Annotated in this window: 21 protein-coding genes and 1 pseudogene; 11 read left to right on the forward strand and 11 right to left on the reverse strand. The window is 75.6% G+C overall.

Annotation, left to right across the window (positions count from 1 at the left end; translation table 11 throughout):
• The first annotated feature begins 41 nt into the window (after positions 1–41).
• Complete coding sequence (locus tag WDV06_RS22485) at positions 42–785, forward strand: DJ-1/PfpI family protein (protein WP_395511568.1); 744 nt, start codon at positions 42–44, stop codon at positions 783–785.
• Between the two features lie 119 nt (positions 786–904).
• On the opposite strand, the gene WDV06_RS22490 is transcribed toward WDV06_RS22485, so the two are convergent.
• Genes WDV06_RS22490 through WDV06_RS22500 form a run of 3 tightly spaced genes read right to left on the reverse strand, consistent with a single transcriptional unit; the run spans position 905 to position 3,203 of the window.
• Positions 905–1,744, reverse strand: a complete 840-nt coding sequence (locus WDV06_RS22490; RefSeq protein ID WP_395511569.1) for a metal ABC transporter substrate-binding protein — start codon at positions 1,742–1,744, stop codon at positions 905–907.
• Positions 1,702–2,571, reverse strand: a complete 870-nt coding sequence (locus tag WDV06_RS22495; protein WP_395511570.1) for a metal ABC transporter permease — start codon at positions 2,569–2,571, stop codon at positions 1,702–1,704. The genes WDV06_RS22490 and WDV06_RS22495 overlap by 43 nt, the downstream gene beginning before the upstream one ends.
• A complete protein-coding gene (locus WDV06_RS22500) occupies positions 2,568–3,203 on the reverse strand; it encodes an ATP-binding cassette domain-containing protein (RefSeq protein WP_395511571.1) in 636 nt (211 codons plus the stop codon). Before WDV06_RS22500 ends, WDV06_RS22495 begins: the two co-directional genes overlap by 4 nt.
• A gap of 460 nt (positions 3,204–3,663) precedes the next feature.
• Here WDV06_RS22500 and WDV06_RS22505 point away from each other — a divergent pair, with 460 nt between their 5' ends.
• Positions 3,664–4,563: a formylglycine-generating enzyme family protein gene (locus WDV06_RS22505; protein WP_395511572.1), complete on the forward strand. Its 900-nt coding sequence runs from the start codon at positions 3,664–3,666 to the stop codon at positions 4,561–4,563.
• Between the two features lie 93 nt (positions 4,564–4,656).
• On the opposite strand, the gene WDV06_RS22510 is transcribed toward WDV06_RS22505, so the two are convergent.
• Positions 4,657–5,046: an NPCBM/NEW2 domain-containing protein gene (locus WDV06_RS22510; protein ID WP_395511589.1), complete on the reverse strand. Its 390-nt coding sequence runs from the start codon at positions 5,044–5,046 to the stop codon at positions 4,657–4,659.
• A 223-nt stretch (positions 5,047–5,269) separates the two neighbouring features.
• Positions 5,270–7,132, reverse strand: a pseudogene (locus tag WDV06_RS22515) (sulfatase-like hydrolase/transferase); the annotation flags it as partial.
• Between the two features lie 136 nt (positions 7,133–7,268).
• Here WDV06_RS22515 and WDV06_RS22520 point away from each other — a divergent pair.
• From WDV06_RS22520 to WDV06_RS22530, 3 genes are read left to right on the forward strand one after another with little or no spacing between them, the layout of a single operon-like run.
• Positions 7,269–7,409 carry a hypothetical protein gene (locus tag WDV06_RS22520; protein WP_395511573.1) on the forward strand — a complete coding sequence of 47 codons (141 nt, stop codon included), beginning with the start codon at positions 7,269–7,271 and terminating at the stop codon, positions 7,407–7,409.
• A 37-nt stretch (positions 7,410–7,446) separates the two neighbouring features.
• A complete protein-coding gene (locus WDV06_RS22525) occupies positions 7,447–7,899 on the forward strand; it encodes an ATP-binding protein (RefSeq protein ID WP_395511574.1) in 453 nt (150 codons plus the stop codon).
• Positions 7,900–7,910: 11 nt separating this feature from the next.
• The gene (locus tag WDV06_RS22530) at positions 7,911–8,066 is read left to right on the forward strand and encodes a DUF6126 family protein (RefSeq protein ID WP_395511575.1); all 156 of its coding nucleotides are present in this window, start codon (positions 7,911–7,913) and stop codon (positions 8,064–8,066) included.
• Between the two features lie 69 nt (positions 8,067–8,135).
• Here the strand turns inward: WDV06_RS22530 and WDV06_RS22535 are convergent, their stop codons facing one another.
• The gene (locus WDV06_RS22535) at positions 8,136–8,516 is read right to left on the reverse strand and encodes an ArsR/SmtB family transcription factor (RefSeq protein ID WP_395511576.1); all 381 of its coding nucleotides are present in this window, start codon (positions 8,514–8,516) and stop codon (positions 8,136–8,138) included.
• A 218-nt stretch (positions 8,517–8,734) separates the two neighbouring features.
• Positions 8,735–10,168 (reverse strand): glycosyltransferase 87 family protein, encoded by a 1,434-nt coding sequence (locus WDV06_RS22540; protein ID WP_395511577.1) that lies wholly within the window; start codon positions 10,166–10,168, stop codon positions 8,735–8,737.
• A gap of 114 nt (positions 10,169–10,282) precedes the next feature.
• Here WDV06_RS22540 and WDV06_RS22545 point away from each other — a divergent pair, with 114 nt between their 5' ends.
• Together WDV06_RS22545 and WDV06_RS22550 are read left to right on the forward strand one after the other, a co-directional pair.
• Entirely contained in the window at positions 10,283–11,425 is a 1,143-nt protein-coding gene (locus tag WDV06_RS22545; RefSeq protein ID WP_395511578.1) for a molybdopterin-dependent oxidoreductase, read from the forward strand.
• The gene (locus WDV06_RS22550) at positions 11,422–11,838 is read left to right on the forward strand and encodes a hypothetical protein (protein ID WP_395511579.1); all 417 of its coding nucleotides are present in this window, start codon (positions 11,422–11,424) and stop codon (positions 11,836–11,838) included. Before WDV06_RS22545 ends, WDV06_RS22550 begins: the two co-directional genes overlap by 4 nt.
• Before the next feature lie 78 nt (positions 11,839–11,916).
• Here WDV06_RS22550 and WDV06_RS22555 read toward each other — a convergent pair whose 3' ends face one another.
• Genes WDV06_RS22555 through WDV06_RS22565 form a run of 3 tightly spaced genes read right to left on the reverse strand, consistent with a single transcriptional unit; the run spans position 11,917 to position 13,906 of the window.
• The gene (locus WDV06_RS22555) at positions 11,917–12,576 is read right to left on the reverse strand and encodes a class I SAM-dependent methyltransferase (RefSeq protein ID WP_395511580.1); all 660 of its coding nucleotides are present in this window, start codon (positions 12,574–12,576) and stop codon (positions 11,917–11,919) included.
• Positions 12,573–13,193: a TIGR04282 family arsenosugar biosynthesis glycosyltransferase gene (locus WDV06_RS22560; protein ID WP_395511581.1), complete on the reverse strand. Its 621-nt coding sequence runs from the start codon at positions 13,191–13,193 to the stop codon at positions 12,573–12,575. The genes WDV06_RS22555 and WDV06_RS22560 overlap by 4 nt, the downstream gene beginning before the upstream one ends.
• Positions 13,190–13,906: a glycosyltransferase family 2 protein gene (locus WDV06_RS22565; RefSeq protein ID WP_395511582.1), complete on the reverse strand. Its 717-nt coding sequence runs from the start codon at positions 13,904–13,906 to the stop codon at positions 13,190–13,192. Before WDV06_RS22565 ends, WDV06_RS22560 begins: the two co-directional genes overlap by 4 nt.
• Before the next feature lie 125 nt (positions 13,907–14,031).
• Between WDV06_RS22565 and WDV06_RS22570 the strand changes: the two genes are divergently transcribed.
• Positions 14,032–14,832, forward strand: coding sequence for a response regulator transcription factor (locus WDV06_RS22570; protein ID WP_395511583.1), 801 nt, complete (start codon positions 14,032–14,034; stop codon positions 14,830–14,832).
• Entirely contained in the window at positions 14,825–15,934 is a 1,110-nt protein-coding gene (locus WDV06_RS22575; protein ID WP_395511584.1) for a sensor histidine kinase, read from the forward strand. Before WDV06_RS22570 ends, WDV06_RS22575 begins: the two co-directional genes overlap by 8 nt.
• A 905-nt stretch (positions 15,935–16,839) precedes the next feature.
• Here the strand turns inward: WDV06_RS22575 and WDV06_RS22580 are convergent.
• Positions 16,840–17,904, reverse strand: a complete 1,065-nt coding sequence (locus WDV06_RS22580) for an NAD-dependent epimerase/dehydratase family protein (RefSeq protein WP_395511585.1) — start codon at positions 17,902–17,904, stop codon at positions 16,840–16,842.
• A gap of 136 nt (positions 17,905–18,040) precedes the next feature.
• Here WDV06_RS22580 and WDV06_RS22585 point away from each other — a divergent pair, with 136 nt between their 5' ends.
• Positions 18,041–18,475 (forward strand): hypothetical protein, encoded by a 435-nt coding sequence (locus WDV06_RS22585; RefSeq protein ID WP_395511586.1) that lies wholly within the window; start codon positions 18,041–18,043, stop codon positions 18,473–18,475.
• Positions 18,476–18,672: 197 nt separating this feature from the next.
• Positions 18,673–19,752: D-alanyl-D-alanine carboxypeptidase family protein (locus tag WDV06_RS22590; RefSeq protein WP_395511587.1), on the forward strand; the 1,080-nt coding region annotated here is incomplete at its 3' end.

A 19,752-nucleotide genomic window follows, 5' to 3' on the forward strand; every position in this document is an offset into this window, starting at 1 on the left:
GTCGACCCGACCACCCACCGCGACCAGACCAGGAGCACCTGATGAACCGAAGGGACCTATTCCGCGCCTCGACCGCGATCGGCGCCACCGGCGCGGTCGCGGGCCTCGCCGGAGCCCTACCGGCCGCAGCGGCGACCACCGCCACCGCGGCCGGACGGCCCTCCGCCCCCGCCGGCAGCCCGCTGCGCGTCCACATCGTCATGTTCGACGGAGTCGAGGAGCTCGACTTCGCCGCCCCGTACGAGGTCTTCTCGGCCGCCCGGTTCTTCACCGGGCGGCCGGTGGAGGTCCGCTACGTGACCACGTCCCGGCCCGGATTCGTACGCGCCTCGTACGGCTCGCGGATCGAGGTCGGCCACGCATGGGCCCCGGACGAGGCCGACGTGATCGTCGTACCGGGCGGCGGATACGCCCGCCGCGAGGACCCGGGCGTGTGGGCCGAGATCCGACGCGGCACCCTCCCGCGTGCCCTGCGGGCCGCACCCCGCGAGGGGCTCACCGTCAGCGCCCTGTGCACAGGGGTCATGCTGCTGTCCGCCGCCGGGCTGACCCGGGGGCGGCCCTGCACCACCCACCACAAGGCGCGCCCCGACCTCGAACAGCAGGGCGGGGTGGCGAAGAACGCGCGGGTCGTCGACGACGGCGACCTCGTCACCGCCGGAGGCATCACCTCCGGCCTGGAACTCGCCCTGTGGCTCGTACGCCGCGAACTCGGGGCGGACGCGGCGACGGGCGTGGAAGCCATGCTGGAGTACGAGGCCCGCGGCACGGTCTGGACCCGGTAGGCCCGGAACCGGGCGCAGGGGAACACCGGGGCGGGAGGGCGTGCGCGATGCCCTCCCGCCCCTTCTGCTCAGGCGGTCCGGAACCGGGTGCCGGGGCCGATGGAGGCGGGCCCCGTCGGTCAGGAGGCGCTCATGGCCTTCCTCACCTCGGCCGCCGCGTTGCGGTAGACCGGCAGCAGGTCGAGGTCCTCGCCGGGGTAGTTCACGATCCCGACCTGCCTGGCCCCGGAGTCGGGCAGCACCGTCCCGGTCGACATGTGGGCGTTGTCCAGGACCAGGGCCGGCTTCTTCGCGGAGAGCTCGGCGAGCTGCGCCGGGGTGACGGCCTCGGGGCCGTACGTGCCCACGGTGGTGGCGCCGGCGAGCCTGGCCGCCCAGGTGGTGAACACCTGGGTCACGACGTCGGGGCTCCTGCCGCCGGGCCACGCGGCCCGGAGGTCCTTGTTCAGCTTCGTGTACTCGGCATCAAAGGCTGTCTTCCACGCGGTCGCCGCGTCGGCCGTGCCGAAGAGCCCGCCCAGCTTGCCGACCTCGGCCCTGACCTTGTCGGGGTCGTTGTCGAGGTCGACCTCCACCAGCTTCGCCTTGGAGCCCGCAGCTTCCCTGATCTTCGCGGCGTACGGCTCGAAGGGCGCGTACAGCACGAAGTCGGCCTTGGCCACGGTGGCGAGGTCGGAGGGTTTGGGGTTGTAGTCGGGGGCGTGGTGGACGGACCGGGGAACGATGACCTTGACGTCCTCGGCGCCCGCGGCCTTCGCGAAGGCCCCTTCCCAGGCGGTGGTGACGACGACCACGGGCTTCTTCCCGGCCTTGGGGGCGCCGGAGCCGGCGGGGGACGCGGCGGCGTCGTCCTTGCCGCCACCGGTGCTGTCGGTGGTGTCGCCGCAGGCGGTGACGAGGGCCAGCATGACCGCGCTCAGTGCGAGGAGGGAAGGGATGCGGACGCGGGTGCGCGCCATGGGCTGGTTCTCCGTTCGGATATGAGAGGGACGGCGAGGACGAGCGCCCCCGCCGTCAGGACGAGGACCGGACCGGGTGGCCAGTCGAGCCACAGGGCCAGCAGGAACCCCGTCAGGTTCACGGTGACGCCGATGCCGATCGCCCAGAGGGTGATCGACTTCAGCGAGGTGCCCAGCCGGCGTGCGGCGAGGGCGGGCAGCAGGGTCAGGGCGTCGACGAGCAGGGCCCCGGTGAGCTTGATGGCCCCGGCGACCGCGACCGCGACGAGCACCAGGAGCGCAGCGGTGAGGGCCCTGACGGCGACGCCGGAGCACTGGGCGAGTTCACGGTCGTACAGGAGCAGGCCGATGTCGCGCCGCTTCCACCAGAACAGGCCCGGTACGAGCACGGCGAGCGCGCCCAGCACGAGGAGGTCGGGGGTGCCGACCGACAGGATCGACCCCCACAGGAGGGCGAAGGCCCCCGACGCGTTGACCCCCGACACCGCGAGCAGCAGCAGGGCCGCGGCGACGGCCAGGCTCATCAGCAGGCCCATCGCCCCGGACAGGCCGTCCGGGGTGCGGGCGAGGGGTGCCACGCCCGCACCGGCCAGGGCACAGGCGACGAGCGCGCACAGCACGGGGTCGAGCCCGGTGAGCAGGCCGAAGGCGATGCCGAGCAGGGCGACGTGCATCATCGCGAACCGCACCGGCATGATGTCGAGCCCCACGATGACGACCCCGATGACCGGCAGCCCGACCGCGGCGAGCAGCAGGGCCGCCCCGGCTCTCCGGACCGGGACCAGCTGGAGCAGCGCGCCGATGTCGGCGGTGGCGAGGGTGGTCACCGGACCTCCCGCAGCCGGCCCGCCGCCATCTCCAGGACCCGGTCGCAGCGGTCCGCCAGGGCCCGGTCGTGGGTCACGACGACGAGGGTCACGGGGAGCGAGGTCAGGACCTCGGCGGCCTCCGCCTGCCCGTCGAAGTCGAGGGCGGCGGTGGGCTCGTCGGCCAGCAGTACCTCGGCCCCGGCGGCCACGCAGCCGATGGCCCGGGCCAGGTACATGCGCTGCAGCTGCCCTCCGGACAGCGTGTGCAGCGGCCGCCCGGTCAACCGGCCCACGCCGAGCCGGTCCGCTGCCCCGGAGGCCTCGTCCGGCGCGGTGCTGCCGGCCAGCAACTCCTCACCGAGCAGCGGGAACCGGCCCGCGGCGGGCTTCTGCGGGATCCAGGCGCAGGCCCGACGCCGCCACGCCCACTCGGCGGGGGTACGGGTGTTCCGGCCGCCGACCAGGATCGAGCCCGTCACCTGCCGGTGCAGGCCGAGCACCGCGCGCAGCAATGTGGTCTTGCCCGAACCGTTGGTGCCGGTCAGTGCCACCCGCTCACCCGCGGCGACGTCCAGGTCCACCTCGGCGACGGCCTCCACCCGGCCGTGCCGGCAGGCGACTCCCCGCATCCGCACATCCAGCCCGCCCATCACTCGCCCTCCGGTCGTTCGCCACACAGCGGTAGTCGGACGGTGCGGGCGAGGAGTTCCCGGGCCCCGGCATCCTTTCGCGCCGATCTCCCTGGTGTGAGGGGGGCGGGACGTCAGGGCGCCCTCATTTTCATCCGCCGTACATGGAAAGGCGGTTCCGCTTCACCTACTGTCGTCGCCATGGCAGCAGCGATCCTCACGGTGCGCCGCCACGTCGGCCAAGGGCGTACGGCGAGCGCCCTGTGTACGGCCGCCCCGGCGCGCTGACCACGGCATCCCCACCCCGCGCCCCCGCCTGACTCCCGTCTCTTCCCCTTCACACCCGCAGGAGGCGGCGCGAAGCCTGGCCGTCCGGCTCGCCGCCGACCGCGTGGCCTGACCCACACCACAGAACCGCCGACCGGGCGCCCCCACCGCGAGGTACGGGCGCCCGGCCGCCCACCGTCCCGACGGAGCCGCCATGTCCGACTGCTGCACCCCCGGCCACGCCCACGCCCCCACGCTCACCCTCGCGCCGCCGCCCGCCGCGGCCCCGGCCTCCCGGGTGGCCCGGCAGCTGCTCACCCTGCCCGGTGGCCGCTTCCTCATGGGGACCGACGACCCGGAGGGCTTCCCGGCGGACGCCGAGGGGCCGATCCGCGAAGTGACCGTGGAACCCTTCCGGATCGCGGCCACGACCGTGACCAACGCCCAGTTCGCCACCTTCGCCAAGGCCACCGGCTACACGACGGAGGCCGAACGCTTCGGCTTCTCCTTCACCTTCGGGGCCTTCCTCGCCGACGAGGTCGCCGCGGTCTCCGCGCCCGTGGCGGCAGTCCCGTGGTGGCGGGCGGTGCAGGGGGCCGGCTGGCGCCATCCCGAAGGGCCCGGCTCGCATGTCACCGACCGGCAGAACCACCCCGTCGTCCATGTGTCCTGGAACGACGCCCAGGCGTACTGCGCCTGGTCCGGCACCCGCCTGCCCACCGAGGCCGAGTGGGAGTACGCGGCCCGCGGCGGCCTGGAGCAGCGCCGTTACCCCTGGGGCGACGAACTCATGCCCGGCGGCCGTCACATGTGCAACATCTGGCAGGGCGAGTTCCCGGTGCTCAACACCGGTGCCGACGGCTACGTCTCCACCGCTCCCGTGAACTCCTTCCGGCCCAACGGCTTCGGCCTCTACAACACGGTCGGCAACGTCTGGGAGTGGTGCGCGGACCGGTTCACCCCCGCCGAGGAGACCTCCCGCGCGATGCGCGGAGGCTCGTACCTCTGCCACGACTCCTACTGCAACCGCTACCGCGTCGCCGCGCGAAGCTCCAACACCCCCGACAGCTCGACCGGCAACATCGGGTTCCGCGTGGCCGCCGACCTCGCGTGAAGACGGCCCGTCGTCCGCATATCCGCCGTCAACCGCCGAAGGGGCCGTTCCGGAGTGATCCGAAACGGCCCCCGGCATCGCGGGCGCCCGAGGTCAGGACACGGTGACCCGGGCCAGGGCCCAGGTGGTGTGGTCGAAGGACGTGCGGTTGTTGGCGTCCTCGACCACCAGCCGCAGGACGTGGACGCCGCGCACGTCCAGGTCGACCCGGACGGGGCCGGTGGCCGCCGTGAGGGTGGGGGTGGTGAGGAGCAGGCGGTCGTCGCCGTAGACCTTGGCGCGGGTGGCGCCGACAGCGCTCTGCTTGGCGGAGAAGTCGTCGATGCCGACCAGGGACGTGAACCGTACGGCGCGCCCGCCGAGGTGGTAGGCGACGTCGCTGGGCGCGTGGACGCCCAGACCCTTGGGGTACGTCGTACCGCCGAAGGCGATCGGCGGGCCGTCTCCGGCGGCGTTCCTGCCGTTGGAGGCGTCGAGTTCCACCGGTCCCCAGCCGTTGGTGGCGCTGATCCAGGTGAGGTCGGAGAGGTAGGAGTCGCGCGCGGGGGCGGGGGGCGGGGGGCGGGGTCGGGACGGTGCCCGTCGCCGGGAAGCGGACCGGGCCCGCAGGGGTGAGGGCGGTGCCCTCCGCGGTGAGCTCCCACGTGGTCGCGGGAGCGGCGTCCACGGGCGGGGTGACCTGCCAGGAGGCGGTGAGCCGGGCGCCGACGGCGAGTCCCTCCGCCGTGGTCGGGGAGGCGGGGGCCACGGTCCATCCGGCCGGGGCGCGCAGGCCGAGCGCCGCGGTGGTCCAGGGCCGTGCGGACCCGTTGTCCAGGGTGGCGGTGACGGTGAACGCCTGGCCGGGGACGGCCAGACGGGGCAGCGTCAGGCGGGTCCCGAACGGCGTGCGCGGACAGGTGTCCTTCCAGGAGGAGCGCATCAGCGCCACCAGTTCCGTGGCCGTGGCCGGGTGCTTGTCGATGACGTCGTGGGCCTCGCCGAGGTCGGATGCCAGGTCGTACAGCTCCACCTGCCACTTGTCGTCGGGGAGGTCGTGGTCGCGTTCGGGGGCGAAGCGCACGGCCTTCCAGTTCTCCCGGCGGACCGCCTCGGCGAGCCAGGTGGCGCGCTTCTTGTCCTGGGCGTTGGCCCGGCTGGTGACCCCCAGCTCGTCGCGGAACCAGTACAGGTGCCCGTGGCGCGCCGCGTCGGCGCGGCCCGCGAGCAGGGGAGCGGCGGAGAGCCCGTCCACGTCGGTGGGGGCGGGGGCACCGCCGAGCTCGGCGAGGGTGGGCAGGACGTCGGTCAGGGGGGTGGGGCGGTCGCTGGTGCCCCGCTGGACCCGGCCGGGCCCCCAGGCGATGAGGGGGACGCGCACGCCGCCTTCGTAGAGGTTGCGCTTGTAGCCGCGCAGCGGACCGTTGGCGTCGAACAGGTCGGGGTTGACGCCGCCCTCCTCGTGGGGGCCGTTGTCGCTGGTGACGAGGACGACGGTGTCCTGCTCCAGGCCGAGGTCGCGGAGCCGGTCGATCACCTTGCCCACCAGCGAGTCGAAGTAACCGACCTGGGCCGCGTGGCCCTTGTCCGCAGCCGGCCAGCTCCGGTCCGCGTAGGCGCCGGTGTCGGGGATGTCGCTGGGGGCGTGCGGGACGTTCGGGGTGAGCAGGAGGAGGAACGGTTCGGCGGCGTGGGTGCCCATGAACTCCAGGGCGTGCTGTTCGAGGAGGTCTGGGGCGTACACCGCCTTGGCGCCGCCGGCGTTGGCGGGGATGGGCTCCTTGACCGCGTTGTGCCACAGGTACTCGGGGTAGTACTGGTGGGCGTGGCTGTGGTCGATGTAGCCGTAGAACTCCTCGAAGCCGCGGGCGGCCGGATGGCTGTCCTGGCCGGCGGCCTCCGGTCCGAAGCCCCACTTCCCGATCACGGCGGTCCGGTAGCCGCGCGCCCGGAGCACCTGGGCGAAGGTGGTGTCGGTGGCGGTGAGAGAGCCCTGGCCGCCGGACGAGGGGTTGGCGCGGACCGTGGAGTGGCCGGTGTGGAGTCCGGTCAGCAGGGAGCAGCGGGAGGGTGCGCAGACGGCGGCGGTGGAGTAGGCATCGGTGAACCGGAGGCCCTCCGCGGCGAGCCGGTCCAGGCGGGGGGTGGCGATCAGCTTCTGTCCGTAGGCGCCGAGCTCGCCGTAGCCGAGGTCGTCGGCGAGGACGACGACGATGTTCGGCAGCCGGGTGCCGGAGCCGTCCGCCGCGTCCGGGACCGCCACCGCGGACACCGCCTGCGCCGACCCGGCGGCGGTGGCGGTGACGGCCGTGAGACCGAGCGCCGCGGTCGATGCGGTGAGGAAGGTACGGCGGCTTGGCATGGGGGACTGCTCCTCGGGTGCGGGTACGACCGGGCCGGGTCGGGCCCGGCGTCTGCTGATCGTGCGCGGAGGAGCCGTTCGAGGACCATGCACGGAGCATGAAGAACGTGTGACAGCAGCCCACTTGAGGCCCTCGCGGGCAGGTCCGGGCGCCCGGGCGTACTCCCGTCGTTCCTCGGCAGGAGGAGGAACGCGTCCTCTTCTGCGCCGTCGCCGGCACCCGCTCATCGCGGGCGCGCTCCGCCTCCGGTGGATCCGCGCGAGCCGGGGTAGACTTGCAGAGTTATGCAATTCGGCAGTTTCGGAGATGTGCGGGGGTTGGGGCGTGGCGGGGTTCGCGGAGGCGGCGAGGGAGCGGGTCGGGGTGGCGCGGGCTCGCCTGGCGGCCGCGCGTGCGGTCGGTGACGCCGTCGAGGAGGCGCAGGCAGCCGAGGAACTGGAGGACGCGCTCCGGACGGCTCGCGATCACGGGGTGGACGCCGGCGCCGGAGCGGAGGGGCCGTGAGGAACATCCTGTCCCCCCGCCGGGCGGGGGCCCGGTGATGGCCCGGCGTCCCGGTGCGGAGGAGCGGGCCCGGTCGGCGGTGCGGGTCCGCCGGCACGCCTGGACGGTCCCTCTCGTGCCCGGGTCGGTCCGGGCCGCGCGCGAGCGGGCGGAGCGGTCCCTGGTGCTGTTCGGCCTCGCCGCCGGCTCCTCGCTGTGCGGAGCCGTACTGCTGGTCGTCAGCGAGCTGGTCGCCAATGCCGTGCGCCACGCCGCGCAGTCCCCGGACGCCGAGGTCGTCCTGACGATGACCGATCACCTCCTGGTGGTCGGCGTCGGGGATCTGGACCCCCGCCCGATGACCCTCCCCCACCGCTCCCCGGGCGAGGGCTTGCGGACGGTGGCCGAGCTCGCGCGTGCCCATGGCGGAGACGTACGGATCGAGCCCGCTTCCGACGGGCGCGGAAAGACCGTCGTGGTCCGCTTCGTCCTGCCGGAGGGCACCCCGTGAGAGGAGCGGTCGTGAGCGAGGAGCCCGGTGACGAGGCCGCGGCCGAGCACGAGAGGTGGCTGGAGAAGGGTGTCGCGCTGCGCGCCTTCTTCTACGTCTTCGGGACCCATGCGTTCGCCGGGTTCGTGTGGCTGCTGTTCTACCTGGGCCGGCACGCCCAGAAGTGAGCGGGCCGAAGGGGAAAGGGGGGCGGCCGCCGTCCGGGGTCCGACGGCGGTGTGCCCTCGGAGCCTTCCCTACCGCGGACCGGCGGCGCGCAGGTCGGCCAGGAGTTCGGCCTGGCCCTGCAGCACGCCGGAGAGGATGCTGCGGGCGACGCGCAGCAGTTCGGCGACTTCGGGGCTGGTGAGGCGGTAGTACACGGTGGAGCCCTCGCGGCGGGCGAGGACGAGGTTGGCCTTGCGCAGGACGGCGAGCTGCTGGGAGAGGCTGGCCGCTTCCACGCCGACCTCGGCCAGCATCTCGGCGACCGCGTGCTCGCGCTGGCTCAGCAGCTCCAGGACCCGGATGCGGACCGGGTGGCCGAGGGTTTTGAAGAACTCCGCCTTGAGCTGGTAGAGCGGCGCCTGCGCGTTGTCGGCGCCGCCCGCTTTGCCCGTCGCGCGTGTACTGCGCACCTGATCCACCCCACGCTCGTCATCACGGGGACGGCCCCTCCGTCCCCACACACCGTGTGCGACCTCCAGAATTGCAGATTCCTGCAATTCCCGGCCCCGGAGGGCCCCCACCCGGCTCGCGGCCGTCACCGGTCCGCCCCGTGGACGGGGCGGGAAGGGGTGGGGCCGCGCCCGCGGCTGCCTGCGGGCGCAGCAGCCCAAGTGGTTGACCGGCTCGGCTAGGAGGGGACGGTCCTTCGGGCGCCCGGCGACGTGGTGCCGGCCGGGCGGCGGCCCCGGCGGGCCCAGGACACCGCGAGGACCAGGGCGGCCGCGGACCCGTAGGCCAGAGCGCTCAGCGCCGGCTGGTAGTGGAGCGGGGGGCCGAGGAGGTAGACGGCCGCGCTCGCCAGGGCGACCCCCAGCCATTCCCGTCGTCCGTCGAGGGCGACGAGGGCCACCAGCAGCAGGGCGTACCACGAGTACCCGGGCGTCAGGAGCAGGAACGCCCACCCGGTCACCGTCAGGGCGCCGGCCCACGGACGCCCCGGGTCCCCCCGCCGCATCACGTACAGGGAGACGGCCGCGAGGACGGCGGCCAGCGCCGGGAACGCCCAGGAGTCGGGCAGGACCAGGCGCAGCAGCGCGTAGCGGGAGCCCGTCGAGGCGTCCCCGTACCCCTCCTCCTGGACGTACCCGCCGAGATAGCCGAAGACCGAGCCGTGCGAGAGGAGGACGTACGGGAGGTACGACAGGACGGCGAACGCCGCGGCCGGCAGCAGTACGGCGGCCGCCTCGCGCGGGCGCCGCACGCCCGACAGGGCGCCGGGCAGGACGACGGCCGGCATCAGCTTCGTGGCGACCGCGGCGCCGATCAGCGCGCCGCCCGCCGCGCGCCGGGCGAGTGCCCGCGAGGCGACGAGGCCGAGTCCGGCGACCGTGAGGAGCACGCCCAGGACGTCGACGTGGGCGTTGTTGACGGCCTCCAGGGCGACCGCGGGGCACCAGGCCCAGCAGGCGGCCCTGCGGAGGTCCTCGCCGCGCCGCCGCAGCACGGCCAGGAGCGCGCCCGTGACGCCGAGCGCGATCAGCGCGGCGCCGGTCTGCAGCGGCTTGTGCCGCGCGCCGCCGGGGGAGAGGCGGTCGACGGCCAGGAAGTACGCCTCCGCGACGGGCGGGTAGAGGGTGTGGACGGCCGGCCTGTTGATGCGGGTGCAGCGGCGGGTGCCGTCGGCCGACGGGATGCGGGCCAGGTCGGGGCCCGCGCAGCCGGACCCGGTGGGGAAGAGCCAGGGGTCGCGCAGCGGGGCGGTCGCCGGGTCCTGCGGGGCGTGGTCGTAGGGGGAGACGCCGGCGGCCTGGACGCGGCCGTCCCAGGCGTACCGGTAGGAGTCGGTGCTCGTCCGCGGCGCCGCCACCAGTCCGGACGCCGTGACGGCCACGGCACCCGCCATGACCACCGCCGCGACGAGGCGGGACGGGACGCTCCGCAGCGCGAGCAGGGCCACCGCGAACAGCACCCAGCAGGCCGCGTACCACCCGAACAGGCCGGCGCCGCCGCCGGAGCGGTGCCCGTACCGGAGGGTGAGGACGAGTCCGGCGGTGAGGGCGGCGAGAGCCAGGGCGGTGGCGGCGATCGCGGTACGAGGGGTGCGGGCCGTAAGGGGGTTCACCCGAGGCAGCCTTCCAGGAACCTGCCGTCCCGGGGCGCCAGGCGCCGCCGCCGTCCGCGTTTCGTAAGGTGTTCCGGGCCCCCGGGCGGACCCCGCCGGGGGTGTGATGGGGGCATGCGCCTCCCCCTTCCCCACGTGCCGCCCGTGACCTTCAGGGCGCGCCTGCACGACGCCCGTACCGCGACCGCGATCGGCCGCGTGCTCGGCCTGGCCATGGCCGTCTGCTTCGCGACCGGGCTACTGAGCCACTGGCTCCAGCATCCGCCGGGCTGGCTGGCCGACCGTCTGCCGAGCCGCCCGTACTGGGGCTACCGGGTCACCCAGGGCCTGCACGTGGCGTCCGGGACCGCCGCGGTCCCGCTGCTGCTCGCCAAGCTCTGGACGGTCTACCCGAGGCTGTTCGCCCGGCCGGTCCTGCGGTCGGTGCCGCACGCGCTGGAGAGGATCTCCGTGGCCGTGCTCGTCGCCGCCGGGCTGTTCGAGCTGTCCACCGGGCTGCTGAACACCTTCCAGTGGTACCCCTGGCCCTTCGCCTTCGTTCCCGTGCACTACGCCGTCGCCTGGCTCCTCATCGGCGCCCTGGTCCTGCACGTCGCCGTGCAATGGCCCGCGATCCGCGACCACTTCACGCTCCGTTCCCCCGGGACCCTGGCGCTGCCCGAGGCCGACGGGCCCGACCGGCGCCAGTTCCTCCTCGGTGTCTCCGCCGCGGTCGGGGCGGTGGCCGTGACCACGGCGGGGCAGTCCGTGACCGCGCTCGGCCCGCTGGACCTGTTCGGCCCGCGCAGCCCGGCCCACGGGCTCCAGGGACTGCCCGTGAACCGTACGGCCGCCGCCGCGCGCGTCACCCGCGCCTCGACGGCCGGCTGGCGGCTGACGGTGGACGGGCCCCGGCCGTTCACCCTGACCCTGGACGAGCTGCGGGCCATGCCCCAGCGCCGGGTGACGCTGCCCATCGCCTGCGTCGAGGGCTGGAGCATGTCCGCCCACTGGACCGGGGTACGGGTCCGCGACCTCCTCGAACGGGCGGGCGGCGGGCCCCGGTCGCGGGCCCGCGTGGTCTCCCTCGAAGCGGCGGGCGCCTACCGGGTCACGGAGCTGGGGCGCCGGTACGCGCAGGACCCGCTCACCCTGCTCGCGCTGCGCCTGAACGGCGAGGAGCTGTCCCTGGACCACGGGTACCCGGCGCGGATCATCGCCCCGAACCGGCCCGGCGTGCTGCAGACCAAGTGGGTCGGCCGGCTGGAGGTCGCGTGAGCGGCCCGCGATGCGTGACCGGCGGGTTCGGGCTGGCACTCGCCGGCTGGGGCGGATGGCTGCTGCTGCGGCAGCCCGAACCGTGGCGGATCGCCGTCTGGCTCGGGGGAGCGGTCCTGGTGCACGACGCCCTCGTCGCGCCGCTGGTGCTCGCGGCCGCCGCCCTCGCCGCGTCGGCCGGCCTGCGCCCGCGCGGCTTCCCGAGGGCGGTCCTGATCGTGGCGGGCTCCCTGACCGTGATCGCCCTGCCACCGCTGCTGCGTCCCGGCGGCGTGGCCAACCCCACCGTCCTGCCGCTCGACTACCCGCGCAACTGGCTCCTCGCCATGGCCGCCCTCGCCCTCGTCGCCCTCGGCCACGTGGCCGCCCGGGCCGCCCGGCGCCGACTGCGCCGCGCGCACCGCGAGGGCTGACCCGGACGCCCCGCGCAGGACGCCGCGGGGGCCCGTACGTACACGTACGGGCCCCCGCGGTCCGCCGAGCGGCAGCCGTCAGCGGGTGAGGTGGACGAAATGCCGGCCGGCCGCCTGCCAGGTGCCGTGCGGGGTCCAGCCCGCCCCCGGCGCCCCGGCGCACAGGGCCCGGGTGCCCAGCCGCGCCCACCGGAAGGAGGCGCCACGGCCGCCGTTGCCGTCCTCGACGTGGACGTCGACGCGTTCGTCGACGTCGGCGGCGGCCGTCTCCACCAGCAGGGAGCCGCCGGGAGCGGCCAGTTCGCGGGCCCGGCGCAGCAGGGCGGCCGGATCGCCCCCGATGCCGATGTTCCCGTCGATGAGCAGCACCGTGTCCCAGCGGCCCGCGCCGGGCAGCGGGTCGAAGACCGACCGGCACAGGGCGCTCCCGCCGGCCCGCACGGTCCGGGCCACCGCCTCGGGGGTGACGTCCACGCCGAGTGCGGTGCGACCGAGCCGGGCCAGGGCCGCGACCAGGCGGCCCGGTCCGCAGCCGATGTCGAGGACCCTGCCGGTGCAGCGCGCCAGGACGGTGTCGTCCGCCGCGTCGGGCTCCGCACACCACCGCTCGACCTCCAGCGGCAGCAGCCATCCGTCCTGACGGCGCAGGTAGAGCGGGCCGCGGCCCACGCGCAGGGCGTCGGCGTACGGGTCGGCCCGCCACGCACGCGCGGCGGGTTCGGTGAGCTGGGCGGTCATCGCGCCACCGCGCACAGCTTGGCGTGCAGGGCGGCGAAACGGGTCCCCGGGGCGGCCGCGGCCACCCGCGCGGCGTCGGCGGGGGTGTCCACGTCGCACAGCCCGGGCAGGTCCCGTACGGCCAGCCCCGCTCCGGTGAGCCGGCCGCGCTGCACGGCGCCGGTGTCCGGTACGGACATGGGCACGCCGAGCAGCAGCGCCGGATCGGGGCGGGCCAGGCCGAGCGCCCAGAACCCCCCGTCGTCCGCGGGCCCGAACCAGGCGTCCGTCCCGGTGAAGTCGAGACCGGGGGCCAGGAGGTCCGCGGTGACCTGCGGGGTGTCCATGCCGAGGAGCAGCGCGGGTCCGTCGGCCACCGCGAAGGCGGCGGCCAGCCGGACGTCCAGACCGCCGGCCGCCTGCGGAACGACCTCGATCCCCTCCGGGAGCCAGGGCCCCGGCTGCCCGTCGAGGACCAGGACGCGGCGCCGGGCCGGGGCGGCCACGACGGCGTCCAGGGTGTCCCGCAGCGCGGCGAGGGCCAGGGCGGCCGCCTGCCGCGGGGTGAACGCCGTGGTGAGGCGGGTCTTCACCCGGCCCGCGACGGGCGCCTTGGCGATGACGAGGAGCGTGCTCACGCGGAGATCCCCTCGGCCGGCGTCCGCCCGCTGCGGGGCGGCTCGGCCAGGACCCGGCGCATGTCGCGCACGGCCTGCCAGGTGCCCCGCCAGGTACCGGTCACCTTGGACTTCCCGGAACGGGGCAGGTAGGGGACGTCCGTCTCCGCCACCCGCCACCCCGCGTCGGAGGCCCGGACGACCATCTGGAGCGGGTAGCCGCTGCGCCGGTCGGTCAGGTCCAGGCCGAGCAGCGCCTCGCGCCGCGCGACCCGCATCGGCCCCAGGTCGTGCAGCCGCAGCCCGGTACGCCGGCGCAGCATCCGGGCCAGCGCGAGATTGCCCGCGCGGGCATGGGCCGGCCAGACCCCGCGCCTGCTCGGGCGGCGCCGGCCGAGCAGCAGGTCGGCCTCGCCGGCCGCGACGCGCCGCGCCATCGGGGCGAGCAGACCGGGGTCCATGGAGGCGTCGCAGTCGCAGAAGCAGACCAGCTCGGCGCGGGCCGCGAGCAGACCGGCGTGGCAGGCGGCCCCGAAGCCGCGCCGGGCCTCGTGCACGACGGTGGCGCCCAGGGAGCGGGCGATGTCGGCCGAGCCGTCGGCGGAACCGTTGTCGACGACGATGGCCCGCCAGCCCGACGGAACCCGCGCCAGAACCCAGGGCAGGGCTTCGGCCTCGTCGAGGCAGGGCAGTACGAGATCCGCGCGGAGCGGACCGGAAGCAGAAGGAGTCACCCTCCACACCGTAGGAACGGGACGGCCGGGACGGGCGCCCGAAGACCTTACGAAACGCGGACACCCCGGCCGCACGGCCGCCGACCGGGTCCGCGCGGGGGCGGCGCGATGTCACCCTTGGGGGCATGGCACCCCCTGACGCAGCCGTTCCCGGCCCCGCCCCCGACGACATCGGCGGCCGGGTCCTCGTGGTGGACGACGACCCGACCGTCTCCGAAGTCGTGGCCGGCTACCTGGAGGGGGCCGGGTTCGCCGTGGACCGCGCCGCCGACGGGCCGGCCGCCCTGGAGGCCGCCGCCCGGCACCGCCCGGACCTCGTCGTCCTCGACCTGATGCTGCCGGGCATGGACGGCCTGGAGGTCTGCCGCCGGCTGCGGGCCCGGGCCGACGGGAGGCCTCCCGTACCCGTGGTCATGCTCACCGCGCGCGGCGACGAGGAGGAGCGGATCCTGGGCCTGGAGGTGGGCGCGGACGACTACGTGACCAAACCCTTCAGCCCGCGCGAACTGGTCCTGCGCGTCAGGTCGGTCCTGCGCCGGGTGTCCCCGGCGGCCCCTGCCGACGCGCCGTGGCTCGCGGCAGGGGGCCTGGCGGTGGACCCCGCCGCCCGCCGGGCGACCAAGGACGGCGCCGAACTCCCCCTCACCCTGAGGGAATTCGACCTCCTCGCCTACTTCCTCCGGCACCCGGGGCAGGTCTGCGACCGGGAGCGGCTGATGCGTGAGGTCTGGGGCTGGGACTTCGGCGACCTCTCCACCGTCACCGTGCACGTCCGCAGGCTGCGCAGCAAGATCGAGGAGGACCCGGCCGATCCACGGCTGATCACCACGGTATGGGGCGCGGGCTACCGGTTCGACGCGGTCCCCCGCCCGTCCGGCCCCTCGGCGGCGGTCGCGGCCCGGGAGGAGGGCGGCGCCGGTGCGTGACCTCCTCCTGATCGCCCTGTACGCCTTCCTCGGCGCGGCGGCCGCCGGGCTGCTCGGCGCCGCCGCCCTGCGGATGCTGCGCCGGCGCAGCGTCGCCGCGTCCCTCACCGTCGTCGCGGCGGTCGCCGTGTCCGCGATGCTCGCCGGTACCCTCGCGGTGGCCTGGGCGATGTTCCTCTCCTCCCACGACCTCGCCGTGGTCACCACCGTCGCCGCGACGGCCGCCGCCGTCTCCCTCGGCACGGCCCTGCTGGTGGGGCGCCAGGTGGTGCTGCGCTGCCGCGAACTCGTCGGCGCGGCGCGGGACTTCGGGGAGCAGGGCACCTTCACGGCGCCCGCCGTGCCGGCCCCGGCCGAACTCGCGGCGCTCAGCCGCGAACTGGCCCTCACCAGCGAGCGCCTCGCGGCCTCGCGCGCACGCGAGCGCGCGCTGGAGACCTCCCGGCGCGAGCTCGTGGCCTGGATCTCGCACGACCTGCGGACCCCGCTGGCCGGCCTGCGCGCGATGTCGGAGGCCCTGGAGGACGGCATGGCGGCCGACCCGGCCCGCTACCACCGGCAGATGCGCGCCGAAGTGGAACGCCTCAACTCCATGGTCACCGACCTGTTCGAGCTCTCCCGCATCCACGCGGGCGCGCTCTGCCTCAGCCCGACCCGCATGTCCCTCCACGACCTGGTGGGCGACGCCCTGGCGGGCGCGGACGCCCTGGCCCGGGCGCACGGCGTGCGGCTGGCGGGCGGGGGTGTCGCCGCGCTCCCGGTGGAGGTCGACGGCAAGGAGATGACCCGGGTGCTGTCCAACCTGCTGGTCAACGCCATCCGCCACACCCCGGCCGACGGCACCGTCGCCATCGCCGCCGAACGCCGCGCCGACGCGGTGGTCCTGACCGTCACCGACGCCTGCGGAGGCATTCCCGAGGAGGACCTGCCCCGGGTCTTCGACACCGGCTGGCGGGGCAGCCGGGCGCGTACCCCGCCCTCGGGGGCGGGGCTGGGCCTGGCCATCGTCCGGGGCATCGTCGAGGCCCACTCCGGCCACGCCGACGTCCACAACGTCCCCGGCGGCTGCCGCTTCGTCCTGACCCTCCCGTCCACCCCGTAAACCGCCCCCCGCCCCCCGGCGGCGACCGGCCCTGGCAGGACCGCCCAGCCCGGCGTACCGCACCCCCGAACGGCAACCGCCCCACACGCCGGAAACCCGCAACCTCGCGGCAGAACCGGCGCCCCTGGCCGGGACCCCGCGGCCTCTGGTCGGGACCCCGCGGCCCGTGGTCGGGACCCCGCGGCCCGTGGTCGGGACCCCGCGGTCCCGGCGGGAACCTGTGGCCCCGGCGGGAGCCTGCGGCCCCGGGTGGGACCCCGCGGTCCCGGCGGGAGCCTGCGGCCTCGGGTGGGAGCCTGCGGCCTCGGGTGGGACCCCGCGGTCCCGGGGGAAACCTGTGGCCTCGGGTGGGAACCCGCGGCCCTCGGCGGGACCCCATGGGGTCCGGCGGGAATCCGCAGCCCTGGCGGAAACCGTGCGCCCAGGAACGGAAGCCGTGGCCGCAGGGCCGGAACCCGTGCCCGGGGCCGAATGTGGCCTCAGGGCCGGAATCCGTGGCCCGTCGTGAACCGGCCCCGCGCGGCGGGAATCCGTGCTCCCGGGCGGGGATCCGTGCTCCCGGGCGGGGATCCGTGCTCCCGGGCCGGGATCCGTGCTCCCCGGCCGGAACCTGGGGTTCTCGGCCGGAATCCCCGGCCCCCGGCCGGACCCCGCGACCCTTGGCAGGCATATCCGCGACCCCGCGGGAGCCCGTGGCTCCGGGCCCTTCCCCCGTGGCCCCGGGGCCGGGACGCGTGGCCTTGGTGGGGCGGGTCCCGCGCGGCGGGAATCCGCGCTCCCGGGCGGGGATCCGCACCCCGGGCCGGAGGCCTTGGCCTCCGGTGGGGATCCGGGCCGCCGGCCGGACCCATGGCCCGGCGCGGGAGTGCGCGGGGCAGCGGCCGGGCTGGGGCGTGGTGTGGGCGTCAGGCGGCGGGGGCCGCCGACGTCCGCTGGCCCGCACGGGCGAACTCGGCCATCCCGCGGGCGAAACCCACCCGCGGGCGCCAGCCCAGTTCGTCGCGCAGCCGGGCCGAGTCGGCGGTGATGTGCCGTACGTCGCCCAGCCGGTACTCGCCCGTGACCACCGGCTCCGGTCCGCCGTGCGCTGAGGCGAGCGCGGAGGCCATCTCCCCCACCGTGTGCGGCTCCCCGCTGCCGGTGTTGTACGCCACCAGCCCTCCGGACGGCATGCCGCCGACGGCCTCCAGCGCCGCCACGTTCGCCGCGGCCACATCCGTCACGTGGACGAAGTCCCGTCGCTGCGCCCCGTCCTCGAAGACGCGGGGGGCCTCGCCCCTGGCCAGCGCCGAGCGGAAGAACGAGGCCACCCCGGCGTAGGGGGTGTCGCGCGGCATCCCCGGCCCGTACACGTTGTGGTAGCGCAGCGACACCGCACGGCCCTGCGTACAACGGGCCCAGGACGCCGTCAGGTGCTCCTGGGCCAGCTTCGTCGTCGCGTACACGTTCCTCGGGTCCGCCGGGGCGTCCTCCCCGACCAGACCGGGGGCGAGCTCGGCGCCGCAGTCGGGGCACCGCGGTTCGAACCGGCCCGCGGCGAGGTCCTCCGCCCTGCGGGGTCCAGGACGTACGGTGCCGTGCCGCCCGCAGGTGTACCGCCCCTCCCCGTAGACGACCATCGACCCGGCGAGGACCACCTCCCTGACTCCCGCCGCGGCGGTCTGCGCCAGCAGCACCGCCGTTCCGAGGTCGTTGCAGCCGACGTAGTCCGGGGCGTCCGCGAACTCCTTCCCCAGGCCGACCATCGCCGCCTGGTGGCACACCGCGTCCACCCCGCGCAGCGCCGCCCGGACGGCGTCGGCGTCCCGGACGTCGGCGCGCACGAACTCCGCGTCGGGCAGCGGCGGGGTGCCGGGGTGGGCGGCCGGGAGCAGGGCGTCGAGGACCACGGGCTCGTGCCCCCGGTCCTTGAGGGCGGTGACGATGTGGGAGCCGATGAAACCCGCTCCTCCGGTGACGAGTACGCGCATGCCGAGGACGCTACGCAGGACGCCGCCCCCCGGGGACCCGCGACGCGTGCACGTAAGACTTCCGTCATGAGAAGGCCGGCCCGGCCCGCGCCCGGGCGGGATCCGGAAGGGACGGCCGGCGCGCGAGAATGGGGGCGTGTACGCCCACCACGGCCCCTCCGCCCGCCGCCTCCTGGTCGCCGCCCTGATCCCGTTGGCCGCCGACGCGGCTGCGCAGCGGGCGTGGCTGAGGTCGTTCCCCATCGCCACGGACGACCTGATGTACGACTTCGACAACGCCCTGCCGGTCTTCGCCCATCAAGAGTCGGACGAGATGGACGCCGCAGCCGTGATGGGGGAGCTCCGCCTGATCGGGGATCACTTCCGGGAGATGTGCGGTGAACGGCCGGCTGACCCCTGGACGTACGAGGCCCTGGCCACCGATCCGGCCTGGGCGGCGGTACGGGACCTGGCGCGCGCGGTCCTCTTCGTCCTCACCGGCGACCGCACCCTCCCCATGCCCGAGATCGACGTCATCCCCGCAGTCTCCGACACGGCGGCCCCGCTGCCGGTCGACCACAGCGCCCCGTAGACCGTCTCTTCCGGATCGTGGTCCGCCAGCCACCGCAGGGAGGCGCCTCCAGACAGGCGCCCCACCGGCTCCCCGCCCCCGCGCCGATGCACAGCACCGGACGATGCGGGCTTGACCGCCAAGATCCGGGAGAAACGGCTAGGCCGGTCGGCCCAGGCCGGGCTGCGCGTCGCCGGGGGTGTACCTACCGTGACCGGATGAGCCTCAGTACGTCAGCGCGCGGATCCCTCTGCCGCGCGGCCGCCCTGGCCGCCGGTGTGGGCCTCGTCCTCACGCCCCCGTCCGCCGGTGCGGCGGCCCGGGCCGAGCCGGCCCCGCCCCGGGCGGAGGCCCCGCCGGACCCCGCCCTGCTGCACCGGCCCGGCGTGCAGCTGCGGGCCCGCCCGGGCGCCCCCGCCCTGCCCGACGACCTCTCCGCGCTGTCCTGGCTGGTGGCGGACGCCGGCAGCGGTGAGGTGCTCGCGGCCCACAACGCCCACCTGGGGCTGCCGCCGGCCAGCACCATGAAGACGCTCTTCGCGGTGACGGCCCTGCCCCGCCTGCCGCGCACCGGCACCCACACCGTCACCGACGCCGAACTCGCCGACGTCGGCGAGGGGAGCAGCCTGGTCGGCCTCGACGCCGGGCTCACCTACCGGATCCCCGACCTGTGGCGCGGCGTCTTCCTCAGCTCCGGCAACGACGCCGTCCACGTCCTCGCCGCCATGAACGGCGGCTGGGCGCGGACGGCCGCCCAGATGGAGGCCAAGGCCCGCGCCCTGGGCGCCACCGACACCCACGTCGTCTCCCCGGACGGCTACGACGCCGAAGGCCAGGTGTCCTCCGCCTTCGACCTCGCCGTCTTCGGCCGCGCCGGCCTCACCGACCCCGACTTCGCCCGCTACGCGGCACTCACCGACGCCCCGTTCCCCGGGGACACGGACGCCGCGGGCCGGCCCAGCTGGACGTACGACATCGAGAACACCAACCGGCTGCTCACCGGCGAGGACGGCGTCGGCCGCTACCCGGGCATCATCGGCATCAAGAACGGCTACACCTCCGACGCCGGATACACGCTGGTCACGGCCGCACGACGCGACGGCCGCACCCTCCTGGCCACCGTCATGAACCCCCAGCGGGGCGGCGCCTCCGCGGTGTACGAGGAGGCGCGGTCCCTGCTGGACTGGGGCTTCGCCGCCGCCGGCCGGGTGACCCCGGTCGGATCGCTCCAACCGCCGCCGCCACCGCCGCGTCCGGCCGCCGCGGCCGGCGGACCCCCCGCGGCCGCCGCCCCGGCG

The organism is Streptomyces racemochromogenes (assembly GCF_044129415.1).
Taxonomy (GTDB): Bacteria; Actinomycetota; Actinomycetes; order Streptomycetales; family Streptomycetaceae; genus Streptomyces; species Streptomyces racemochromogenes_A.

What these genes read in the sequence shown, in the direction of transcription:
- WDV06_RS22485 (WP_395511568.1), top strand. Translation starts at nt 42, where the DNA reads ATGAACCGAAGGGACCTATTCCGCGCCTCGACCGCGATCGGCGCCACC.
- WDV06_RS22490 (WP_395511569.1), bottom strand. Translation starts at nt 1,744, where the DNA reads ATGGCGCGCACCCGCGTCCGCATCCCTTCCCTCCTCGCACTGAGCGCG.
- WDV06_RS22500 (WP_395511571.1), bottom strand. Translation starts at nt 3,203, where the DNA reads ATGGGCGGGCTGGATGTGCGGATGCGGGGAGTCGCCTGCCGGCACGGC.
- WDV06_RS22505 (WP_395511572.1), top strand. Translation starts at nt 3,664, where the DNA reads ATGTCCGACTGCTGCACCCCCGGCCACGCCCACGCCCCCACGCTCACC.
- WDV06_RS22525 (WP_395511574.1), top strand. Translation starts at nt 7,447, where the DNA reads ATGGCCCGGCGTCCCGGTGCGGAGGAGCGGGCCCGGTCGGCGGTGCGG.
- WDV06_RS22545 (WP_395511578.1), top strand. Translation starts at nt 10,283, where the DNA reads ATGCGCCTCCCCCTTCCCCACGTGCCGCCCGTGACCTTCAGGGCGCGC.
- WDV06_RS22555 (WP_395511580.1), bottom strand. Translation starts at nt 12,576, where the DNA reads ATGACCGCCCAGCTCACCGAACCCGCCGCGCGTGCGTGGCGGGCCGAC.
- WDV06_RS22570 (WP_395511583.1), top strand. Translation starts at nt 14,032, where the DNA reads ATGGCACCCCCTGACGCAGCCGTTCCCGGCCCCGCCCCCGACGACATC.
- WDV06_RS22580 (WP_395511585.1), bottom strand. Translation starts at nt 17,904, where the DNA reads ATGCGCGTACTCGTCACCGGAGGAGCGGGTTTCATCGGCTCCCACATC.